6 protein-coding genes are annotated in these 10,855 nt (G+C 76.2%); all 6 read left to right on the top strand.

Annotation, left to right across the window (positions count from 1 at the left end):
* The first annotated feature begins 160 nt into the window (after positions 1-160).
* The 6 genes from AB0O07_RS14540 (at position 161) to fxsT (ending at position 10,848) form a co-directional block, all read left to right on the top strand.
* Positions 161-1,267 (top strand): MoxR family ATPase, encoded by a 1,107-nt coding sequence (locus AB0O07_RS14540; RefSeq protein WP_365631962.1) that lies wholly within the window; start codon positions 161-163, stop codon positions 1,265-1,267.
* A 7-nt stretch (positions 1,268-1,274) separates the two neighbouring features.
* The gene (locus tag AB0O07_RS14535) at positions 1,275-4,700 is read left to right on the top strand and encodes an SAV_2336 N-terminal domain-related protein (RefSeq protein ID WP_365631959.1); all 3,426 of its coding nucleotides are present in this window, start codon (positions 1,275-1,277) and stop codon (positions 4,698-4,700) included.
* A 38-nt stretch (positions 4,701-4,738) separates the two neighbouring features.
* On the top strand, positions 4,739-4,939 hold the full coding sequence (gene fxsA, locus AB0O07_RS14530; protein WP_365631956.1) for an FxSxx-COOH cyclophane-containing RiPP peptide: 201 nt from the start codon (positions 4,739-4,741) through the stop codon (positions 4,937-4,939).
* Between the two features lie 104 nt (positions 4,940-5,043).
* Positions 5,044-6,348, top strand: a complete 1,305-nt coding sequence (locus tag AB0O07_RS14525; RefSeq protein ID WP_365633015.1) for an FxsB family cyclophane-forming radical SAM/SPASM peptide maturase — start codon at positions 5,044-5,046, stop codon at positions 6,346-6,348.
* Entirely contained in the window at positions 6,345-7,736 is a 1,392-nt protein-coding gene (locus tag AB0O07_RS14520) for an HEXXH motif-containing putative peptide modification protein (protein WP_365631953.1), read from the top strand. Before AB0O07_RS14525 ends, AB0O07_RS14520 begins: the two co-directional genes overlap by 4 nt.
* 79 nt (positions 7,737-7,815) lie before the next feature.
* Positions 7,816-10,848, top strand: coding sequence for an FxSxx-COOH system tetratricopeptide repeat protein (gene fxsT, locus AB0O07_RS14515; RefSeq protein ID WP_365631950.1), 3,033 nt, complete (start codon positions 7,816-7,818; stop codon positions 10,846-10,848).
* The last annotated feature ends 7 nt before the right edge of the window (positions 10,849-10,855 follow it).

Here is a 10,855-nt window from a genome sequence, read left to right as displayed (position 1 = left end):
CGGTCGAGGGGCAGATGGACCGGCACACGGCGGACTCCGGCCGGGCCAGGACCGGAGTCGGGCACACGGCGCGGCCCGGCCGGGCACGGTCCCGAGCGCCCCGGTGGAACACCTTCGGCGGCTGCCGCCCCCGGCGGACGAGTGATGACGAGGAATCACCATGAGTGAACCCAGCGAGTGGCTCATCTACCGCGGCGCCGGCGAACCGCACGACGGCATCGCCCAGCTCCCGCCGCCCCCGCCCTGGCGGGACTTCGCCGGGCGCGGCGACACCTGGCCCGCCCGGGGCGGCGGCGGTGAGAACGGCGAAGGCGGCGGCGACGGCGGCGAGGGCGAAGGCAGCGGCGGCGACGTGGAGTCCACCGGCGACGGCTCCGCCGACCGGCGCCTCGGCGGCTACCGGCACGAGGCGGAACTGCACCGCCCCGGCGCCGAGGAGCTGGAGATGATCAACGCGGCGCTCTACCTGCGCCGTCCGCTCCTCGTCACCGGCAGCCCCGGCGCCGGCAAGTCCACCCTCGCCCACTCCGTCGCCCACGAACTGGGGCTCGGCCGGGTGCTGCGCTGGCCCATCGTCAGCCGTACCACCCTCCAGGACGGCCTCTACCACTACGACGCCATCGCCCGCCTCCAGGACGTCCAGATCGCCGCCCACTCCGCGGCGTCGGGCGAGGGAGCGGCCCAGGACCCGTCGGCGGACATCGGCAGCTACATCAGGCTCGGCCCGCTCGGCACCGCGCTGCTCCCCTCGGAGAAGCCGCGCGTCCTCCTCATCGACGAGCTGGACAAGAGCGACATCGACCTGCCCAACGACCTCCTCAACGTGCTGGAGGAGGGCGAGTTCGCCATCCCCGAGCTGGAGCGGATCGCCGACCGGCTGCCCGACGGGGAGGCCGAGGTGCTCACCGACGACGGCCGGAAGGTACGGATCCGGGGCGGCCGGGTGCAGTGCGCGGCCTTCCCGTTCACCGTCCTGACCAGCAACGGGGAGCGCGACTTCCCGCCGCCCCTGATGCGCCGCTGTATCCATCTGGTGCTGGACCGCCCCGACCACCAGCGGCTCGCCACCTTCGTACGGGCCCACCTCGGCGACGAGGCGGCGCGCGCGGGCGACGACCTGATCGCGCACTTCCTGGAGCGCTCGCGCAGCGAACTGATCGCCACCGACCAGCTCCTGAACGCGATCTACCTCACCGACACCGCGGCCCCCGCCGGCCGGGACCGCCTCGCCGACCTTCTGATCCAGCGACTCGACCGGCCGAGGTGATGCGCTGATGCCCGACGTCACGGTGGGGTACGGTCCGGCGGACGAGCAGCCTCCGCCGCCCTCGGGACCGGCCCGGGGCCCGGCCGCCCCGGGACCCGCCCCGGAGCCGGCCGCGTACGACGGTTCGCGGCTCGCCGCGCTCGTCGCCCGGCTGCGCGGCGCCGGCCTCGACCCGGACGCCGAGCAGCTCTGTGACGCCCTCTGGCTCGCCCAGCAGACCAGCCGGGGCCGCACCGGCGCCCCGCCCGCCGAGGGCGGGCCGCACACCCCCACCGGGGAAGCGGCGGCCGGGGAGGACCCGCGCGCCGCCCTCGTCCGCCCGGCCGCCGACGGTACGGAGCCGGCCGGCGCGCCCGAGGAGCCGTCCCTCCCCTCCGCCGACGACGCCCGTATCGCGCTCTACGCCGCCCCTCCCCCGCGCACCCCGCGCGCCGCCCGCCCGCGCCCCGGCGGCGCCACCGGGATCGCGGTGGGCGTTCCGGCCGCCCCCGCGCTCCCCGCGCCCCTCGAACTCCAGCGCGTCCTTCGGCCGCTTCAGCGGTACCGGCCCGTCGCGGCGCCCGTGCGCCGTACCCTTGACGAGGTGGCGACCGTAGAGCTGAGTGCCCGCGCAGGCGGCCTGATCATTCCGGTGTTCCGAGGTGTCCCGCGCCGGGACGCCGTCCTCCAGTTCGTCATGGACGCCTCCTCGTCGATGCGCGTCTGGGACCGGCTCTCCACCGAACTCCAGCAGATCTTCGGCCAGTTGGGCGCCTTCCGCGATGTGCGGACCAGCTATCTCCACCAGGGCCCGGACGGCGCGCCCACCGTCAGCAGAAGCCCCGACCCGGCCGCCGCCCCGCTCAGCTCCGCCGACCGGCTCAGCGACCCCACCGGCCGCCGCGTCACCGTCTTCGTCAGCGACTGCGCGGGCCCCCTCTGGCACAGCGGACACGCCCACCGCCTCCTCCACCAGCTCGGCCGCCAGGCGCCCACCGCCGTCCTCCAGCCGCTCCCGCAGCGCATGTGGAACCGGACCAGACTCCCCGTCACCTACGGGGTGCTCTCCCGGGGCGAGGGCCCGGCCGGCGCCACCGTGCTCAAGGTCGGCGGCGACGCGGCCGCCGCCGCGCCCGCCCGCCCCGGCTCTCTCGCCGTCCCCGTCCTGCCGCCCGTCGCGGGCGCGCTCGGCGCCTGGGCGCGGCTGCTCTCCGGCACCGGCGCCGGCCGGATCTCCGGCGCCGTCGGCTGGGTCCGCGCCGACCAGCCGCCCGCGCCCGCGCCCCGCCCCGGCGAGCGGCTCTCCTCGCTCCAGCTCGTCAGCCGCTTCCGCTCGGCCGCCTCCCCGGTCGCCGGGCAGCTCGCCGTCTACCTCGCCGCGGCCCCGCTCTGTCTCCCCGTCATGCAGCTCGTCCAGCGCACCATGCTCCCCGACTCCGGGCCGTCCGAACTCGCCGAGGTGCTGCTCAGCGGGCTCCTGACGCGCGGCAAGGGGGACGGGCCCGACGACGACGAGGGGCCCTGGTACGAGTTCGCGCCCGGCGTCCAGGAGGCGCTGCTCGGCCCGCTCGGCCGGGACGAGGCCGTCCTCGTCCTCAAACACTGCTCCGAGTACATAGAGCAGCGCTTCGGCCGGGGCGGCCCCAACTTCCCCGCCCTCGCCCTCGCCCAGCTCGGCAACGAACGCCACGCACCGCTCCACCCCGGCGTCGACCCGGACGAGGAGCCCGAGTTCGGCGACGAGTTCGGCACCGACCCGGAGCCGGGCGGCGGCGGCCCGCGCGTCCCGCACCCCTTCGCCGAGGTCGCCTCCCGGGTGCTCCGCCAGTTCATGCCGCTGCCCGCCGAGTTCACCGCGTACGGACTCGACGCCACCGGTACGGAGAGCGCCGACCAGCCGGTCAACGCGGCCGTCGAGAGCGCCCGCGACCTGGTCGCCCAGTTCGACACCGACCACATGGTCCAGTACCTGATCGACGCCGTCCAACTGCTGCGCGGCGCCACCGAACGCGAGGCGGCCGGCGGCTCCGACCCCGCGCTCTGGGCCGAGTTCGCCCGCTGTCTGCTCCGCCTCTGGGAGGTCCAGGGCGGCGGCGAACTCCTCGGCGAGGCCGAACGCGCCGCCGAACGCGCCGCGTCGCACCCGCGCGCCGTCCGCGAGCGCGCCGTCCTCGCCAAGGTGCTGCACGCCGCCGCCGACGACCGGCGCCGCCGGGGCGACCGGCGCGGCGCCCTGGAGCTGCTGCGCCGCGCCGACCGCGAGTACACCGTCGCCTGCGTCGCCCCCGGGCTCGACCCCGGCGAGGCGCTCCGGCTCACCCTGGACCGGGTGCGCGCCCTGGAGTCCCAGTGGCAGCTCGGCGGCGACAGCGCGCTCCTCCAGGGCGCCATCGGGATGCTGGAGGCGTTCGCCGACGTCTGGCCCGACCAGGAGAACCGGCCGACCGGGCTGCCCCTGGCCCACGGCCGCACCCTGCTCCGGCTCTCCGGCGCCACCACCGACCCCGAACAGGCCCAGCTCTACGCCTCCCAGGCGGCCCGCTCGCTCCGTACCGCCCTCGCCCCCGGCGGCCACACCGTCGGCACCCAGGCCCGGATCCTCCTCGACCTGGTGGACGCGCTGCTCCGCTCCGGCGAGGGCCTGGAGGAGGCCGGCACCCTGGTCGACCAGTCGCTCGCGACCGTACGGGACGAACGGCTGCTCGGCTCGCTGCGGCTGCGCGCCGCCCGGGTCAGGGTGGCCCGGTACGAGGGCTCCCCGGCCCCCGCCGACCCCCGCGAACTCGACGAGGCCGCCGACTTCTTCGCCCGCGCCGCCCGCACCACGGCCCGCGACTCCCGGGCCCGCGCCGACCTGCTCGCCGAGTGGGGCGCCACCCTGCTGCGCCGCGCCGGGCTCCCCGACGGCGCCCCGCACACCGGCGCGGCCGTCCGGGTGCTCCGCGACTGCCGCACGGAGACCCCCTCCGGCACCGCCCGCCAGGCGGAGCGGCTGCTGATGCTGGGCCAGGCGCTGATGCTGCGCCACCGGATCAACGGCGACCGGATCGACCTGCGCGAGGCCTCGCACCTCTTCGGACTCGCCGCGCAGGAGGCCCGCGACCGGCTGACCGCGGCGCGCTGCTGGCTCGAACTGGGCCGCGCCCACTTCGAGGCGTACCGCACCCTGCGGATCCCGGTCCGGCTCGACGACGCCGCGGAGGCGTTCCGGGACGCGGTCGACGCGGCCCGCAACGCCGAGGAGGAACAGGAGAATCCGGTCCTGCGGCAGGAAGCCGTCGCGCTGAGGGCTGAGGCGGGCCACTGGCGGGGTATGACCTATGAGGAGGCGGGTCGGCCCCGGGCCGCGCGAGAGGCGTACCGGTCGGCCCGCACGGAGTGGCGCAAGCTGCCGGACGGCGGCGGCGAGCGGGCCCGGACGACCACGGACCGGCTGGCCGAGCTGGAGCGCTGAGCGGCGGCGCGCCGTACGAGACCTGAAGGGGAGACGTGATGAGCGACGCCGCGCACGCCACGGGGACCGGGGCGGACCTGCCGCCCGGGGGCGCCGGTGACCTGCCCGACCTGCTGGGCCTGGACCTCGCGGCCCTGCGCACCCTCGACCATCCGGTGCTCACGGAGGTGATGGACGACCTCCGCGACCGGGCAGCGGGGCCCCGCGAAATGCTCTGGGGCTTCACCAGCATGCTGTGAACCGCCCGTTCCCGGACAGGAGCGACGAGGGCGGGGCGGCCGGGCCGGTACGGGGCCGCCCGGCGACGGCGTACGGCAGGGGGTACGGGGTGTCCGCGAGCGGGATACGGGGCGGAGCCGGGCCCGCGCCCGTAACCGGCCCCTTACCCGGGCCCGTCCCCTTCGCGCAGTTCATCGTGAAGGTCCACGGCCGCTGCAACCTCGCCTGCCGCTACTGCTACCTCTACGCGGGCCCCGACCACACCTGGCGCACCCGCCCCGCCGCCGCCTCCCCCGGGACCCTGGCGCGCACCGCCGACCGGATCGCCGAACACGCCGGAGCCCACGGGCTGCGCGCGCTCTCCCTCGTCCTGCACGGCGGGGAGCCGCTGCTCGTCGGCGCGGACCGGCTGGGCGCCTTCGCCGACGCCGTACGCGACCGGGTGGGCCCCGGCCGTACGGTGCACGCCACCGTCCAGACCAACGCGACCCTGCTCACCGACCGCGCCGCCGCCACCCTGACCCGGCACGGGGTACGGGTCGGCATCAGCCTCGACGGCGGGCTCCCCGCGCACAACGCGCGCCGGGTCGACCACGCGGGCCGGCCCTCCTTCGCCGCCGCCGCGCGCGGGGCCCGGCTGCTCGCCGCGCGCCACCCGGAGGCGTACGCGGGCATCCTCACCGTCGTCGACCTCGGCACCGACCCCGTCGAACTCTACGAGTCGCTGCTCGCCCTGGCCCCGCCGAGGATCGACCTCCTCCTGCCGCACGGCAACTGGAGCGCCCCGCCGCCCGGCCTCCCCGCCGCCGGACTCGCCGACCCCGGCCGCCCCACCCCGTACGGCGACTGGCTGACCGCCGTCTTCGACCGCTGGTGGCGGGCGGGGCGCAGGGAGACCCGGGTCCGGCTCTTCGAGGAGTGCCTGGCGCTGCTGCTGGGGCTGCCGGGCGCCACCGAGTCGCTGGGCCTCGACCCGGTCAACGCGGTGGTCGTGGAGACGGACGGGGCGATCGAGCAGGTCGACTCGCTCAAGTCCGCGTACGACACGGCCGCCGCGACCGGGCTCGACGTGCACCACCACTCCTTCGACGAGGCCCTGCGCCACCCCGGCATCTCCGCCCGGCACGCCGGGGCCGCCGCGCTCGCCCCCGCCTGCCGCGCCTGCCCCCTCCTCACGGTCTGCGGCGGCGGCCACTACGCCCACCGCTACCGCGCGGGCCACGGCTTCACCGAACGCTCCGTCTACTGTGCGGACCTGGCCCGGCTGATCCGTCATATCGCGGCCAGGCTGGCGGAGGCGGCGGCCCCCGCCCTGGCACCGGCCCCCGCGAACCCCGCGACCGCACCGGCCCCCGCGCCCGCACCGGCCCCCGCGCCCGCACCGGCCCCCGCCGTGAACCCCGCCCCCGTGCGCGGGAACTCCCGGTGAGCGCCGCCCTCCCCGAGGACGCGCTGCGCGAACTCGGGCGCACCGAAGGCGGCCCCGGGGCGCTGGAGCTGCTCGTACGGGACCAGCACACCCGGCGCCTCGCGCTGCTGCGGGCGCTCTTCGACACGGCGACCGCCGCCCCCGCCGCGCTCTCCCCGCCCGCCGCCCCGGCCCGGCTCCGGGACGACTGGGGGCTGCTGGAGGCCGCCGAGCGGCGCGACCGTACGGCCGTACGGAGCGTGCTGCTCTATCCGCTCGTCGGGCCCTGGGCCCAGCAGACGCTGGGGGCGCTGATCGGGGGCGGGGCCGCCGGCGCGCCGGAACTCGCCGCCGGCCTGGGCCACTTCAGCGCGCTCGCCGCCGCCGCCGCGATCCGGGCCGGGGAGGACTTCACCGTCCGGCTCACCGCCCGCCGGGGCACCCTGGTCCTCCCCACGCTGGGCGCCCTGCGCACCGGGCGCGAGGAGCCCGTGCCGGTCGAGGTCGCCCTCGCCGGGGAGGTGCTGACGCTCCGGGTGCGGGACGACCCGCCCGTCACCGTCGCCCTGGGGGAGGAAGGGGGCGGCGCGGGCCACGACGCGCGCTGGCGGCCCGTGGTCACCCTGCCCGCGCCGGCGCCCGGCGGCACCCCCGTGCCCCTGGACGACATCGACCCGTACCGGGGCGCGGGACCCGCCGCACCCCGGCTCGGGCTCTCCGCCGTGCTCCGGCTCGACCCCCGCCACCGTACGGAGTGGGCCCGCTCCTGGGACGGGGTCGCCGCGGTGCTGGAGACCGGCGGGGCGCACCGGGCCGGGGAGGCCGCCGCCCTGCTGCGCTGCCTCGTCCCGCTCGCGCCGCCCGCCGGATCGGCCCCCGGCGCGGGATCCGCCCAGTGCAGCGGCACCCGCCGCGAGGCCTTCGGCGCGGTCCTCACCAGCCACCCCGCCACCCCCACCGCCTTCGCCGCGACCCTGGTCCACGAACTCCAGCACACCAAACTCGCCGCGCTCGCCGCCCTCACCCGCCTCCACCACGAGGACGCCACACCCCGCCACTTCGCCCCCTGGCGCCCCGACCCGCGCCCCTTCGACGGGCTCCTCCAGGGCGCGTACTCGCATCTCGCCCTCGCCCGCCACTGGCAGCGCGTCGCCCTCACCTCGGACCGGCTCGCCGTACGGGACCGGGCGTGGACCGAACACGCGCGCGCCGCCGAACAGGTCGGCGCCGTGCTCCCGGTGCTCGCCGGATCCGGGGCGCTCACCCGGGAGGGGCGCGTCCTCGTCAACGAGATGATCGCCGTCTACCACCGGCTCGCCGACCACCCCCCGCCCCCCGGCCACCGGGCGCGGGCCGTCTCCTACGTGCGGACCGCCCGCTCCATCTGGCTCCAGCGGAACGCGACGTGAAACGGCGCGCGCCCAGGGTCGGCCCACACGGTGCGCGGGTATGTTAAAAGGGCGTATGACGATGCAGGGAGACGGTCGAATGCCCGGTACACACACGTCAGTTGAGCCCGTGGGCCGACAGGTCGTCACGATCAGCTTCGCCGGGTACAACCGCCCCTGGGCGGCCTGGATCGGGGAATGCCTCGAACGGCGCGGACAGACCGTCTCCTACCAGCGGTGGGACCCGCCGGACGAGATGACGCTCGCCCAGTGCCTGCGCGATCTGCTCCTCGCCCCCGGCCCCGTCCTGGTCGTCCTCAGCCAGTGGTACTTCGCCCTCGGCCCCCGCGAGCACGAGGAGTGGAACGCCGCCCTCCGCGAGGTCGTCGCCGCCGAACGGGACCGCTTCGTCGGCGTCTCCGTCACCAGCGACGCGGAGTCCCTCCCCATCGCCAGCTCCGTCTTCGGCGCCGTCAACCTCGACTCCGTCGGCGAGTCCGAGGCCGAACGCCGCCTCCTCGCCCAGCTCGACCTCCCCACGGAACCGGCCGGCGACCGCGACGAGGAAGGGCCCCTGCGCGGCGCCCGCTACCCCGGCGACTCGCCCGACATCTGGGGCGGCGTGCCCCGCCGCAACACCCGCTTCACCGGCCGCGAGCCGCTCCTCGACACCGCCCACCACATCCTCCAGTCCGCCGCCAGGGGCGCCGGCGTCGTCACCCTCCACGGCATGTCCGGGGTCGGCAAGACCCAGCTCGCCGCCGAGTACGCGCACCGCTTCGGCGTCGAGTACGACGTGGTCTGGTGGGTCTCCGCCGACCAGCGCGTCACCTGCCGCCAGCGCCTCGCCGAACTCGCCACCGCGCTCGGCCTGCCCACCGGCGTCGAGTACGGCGAGCGGCTGCGCGCCGCCCGGGAGGCCCTGCGCCGGGGCGAACCGTACGGCCGCTGGCTCCTCGTCCTGGACGGCGCCGACGAACCCGAGAACATCTGGGACCTCGTCCCCACCGGACCCGGCCATGTGCTGATCACCGCCCGCAACCCGGAGTGGCGCCAGCACAACAGCACCCTGCTGGAGGTCCCGGTCTACGACCGGATCGAGTCGGTGGCGTTCATCCGCCGCCGCGCCCCGCGCCTCGGCTACGCGGAGGCGGGCCGGCTCGCGGAGGCCCTGGAGGACCTGCCGCTCCTCCTCGACCAGACGGCGGGATGGCTCAACGACTCCGACATGTCCGTCGAGGAGTACATCGAACTCCTCACCTCCGGCGTCGACACCAGCGTCGTCCGGGTCGCCAGCGACTTCCCGGTCGCCTTCCAGACCGGCTGGTCGATACTGCTCAACAAGCTCCGCGAGACCGTCCCCGAATCGGTCGACCTGCTCCGCCTCTGCACCTTCTTCGCACCGGGCGCCATCCCCGTACGGCTGGTGCGCGAACTCCCCGCCGACACCCTCCCCGAGAAGCTGCGCGGCCTCGTCGACGACCCGGTGCGCTGGGCCCGCGCCATCAACAAGCTCCGCCAGTACGCGGTCGTCCGGGCCGCCGCGGGGGGCGAGCGCGAGAGCCACGAGACGCTCGGCGACCCCGGGCTCGCGGGCGCCGCGGGCGACGCGCTCTACATGCACCGCATGGTCCACCAGATCGTCCACCAGGACATGCCCCCGGGCGACCACGAGGAGTTCCGGGAGGTCGTCCGCCGGGCCCTGGTCCAGGCGGACCCCGGCCGGCCGCACGACACCCGGCTCTGGCCCCGGTACGCGGAGATCGCCCCGCACCTCAAGTGGGCCGACGTCCTCACCAGCACCGACCCCGGGGTCCACACCCTCGTCCTCGACTGCCTCAACTACCTGTACCTCTCCGGCGAGTACACGGCGGGCACCAAGCTCGGCCGCCGCGCCCTGCGCTCCTGGAAGCGGCTCCTGGGCGAGACCCACCCGAGGGTCTGGGACGTCAGCCACCACTACGCCAACCTGCTCCGCGCCGCCGGGGACTACGCCGGTACGGAGGCCATCGACCGCGCCGCCGTCGAGCACCTCCGCGAGGAGCGCGGCGAACAGGACCTGGAGCATCTGCGGGCGGCCGGCGGACTCGCCGCCGACCTGCGCGGCCTCGGCCGGTACGAGGAGGCGCACCAGCTCTCCCGGGACGTCCTCACCGCCTTCACCGGCCTCCTCGGCGAGCAGGACTCCAGAACCCTCAGCGCCCAGAACAACCTCGCCGTCTCGCTCCGGCTGCTCGGCCGGTACGGGGAGTCCCTGGAACTGAACCGGCGCACCCTGGAGTCCCGCAGACACCTGCTCGGCGCCCGCCACAACCTGACGCTCTCCTCGGAGATCAACTACGCGACCGACCTGCGCCTGCTCGGCCGGTACGCCGAGGCGGGCTCGCTCCAGGCGCAGAGCTCCCGGATCCACCGCGCCGTCCTCGGCCGGGACAACCCGAAGACCCTGAGCGCCGATCTCAATCTGGCGTTCTGCCACTACCGGGCGGGCGAACGGGGCCGCGCCCAGGCGCTCTTCACCCAGGTGCTCGAAGGGTGCGAGCGGGTGCTCGGCGAGGCCAACCCGCTGACCATGATGGCCGCGGCGGGCCAGAGCTGCTTCGCCCGCCAGCACGGCGACATCGACCACGCCAAGGGCATAAGCGACCAGGTCGTCGCCGGATATCTGGCCACCCTGGGCGAGGGCCACCCGTATGTCGCGGGCGCCCGCTCCAACCACGCGCTCATCCTGCGCAACGTCGGCGAGCGCGACCACGCCCGCTATCTCACCGAGTCCGCCCTCACCGACATGGAGCGGGCCGTCGGCGCCGACCACCCGTGGACCCTGGGGTGCGCCGTCAACGCCTCCGCGCTCCGCGACATCACCGGCGACGCCGAGGGCGCCGCGGAGCTGAGCCGGATGACGATGGGCCGGGCCGCCGACGCCCTCGGCCGTACCCACCCGCTGACGCTCTCCGCGCGGATCGCGTACGCCGCCGACCTGCGCGCCCTGCGGGAGACCCGGCGCGCCGAGAAGGCCGAACAGGAGGCGCTGGACGACCTGGTCGCCACCCTGGGCTCCCAGCATGTCCACACGGTCGCGGCCCGCTCCCGTAACCGCCCCTACTGGGACTTCGAGCCGTCCCTGACCTGACCTGACC

This window comes from Streptomyces sp. NPDC093085, from assembly GCF_040683935.1.
Classification (GTDB): domain Bacteria; phylum Actinomycetota; class Actinomycetes; order Streptomycetales; family Streptomycetaceae; genus Streptomyces.
This window is presented reverse-complemented; position numbering and strand designations above follow the sequence as displayed.

Coding starts and splice junctions, on each gene's coding strand:
- AB0O07_RS14540 (WP_365631962.1), top strand. CDS start 161: ATGAGTGAACCCAGCGAGTGGCTCATCTACCGCGGCGCCGGCGAACCG.
- AB0O07_RS14535 (WP_365631959.1), top strand. CDS start 1,275: ATGCCCGACGTCACGGTGGGGTACGGTCCGGCGGACGAGCAGCCTCCG.
- fxsA (WP_365631956.1), top strand. CDS start 4,739: ATGAGCGACGCCGCGCACGCCACGGGGACCGGGGCGGACCTGCCGCCC.
- fxsT (WP_365631950.1), top strand. CDS start 7,816: ATGCCCGGTACACACACGTCAGTTGAGCCCGTGGGCCGACAGGTCGTC.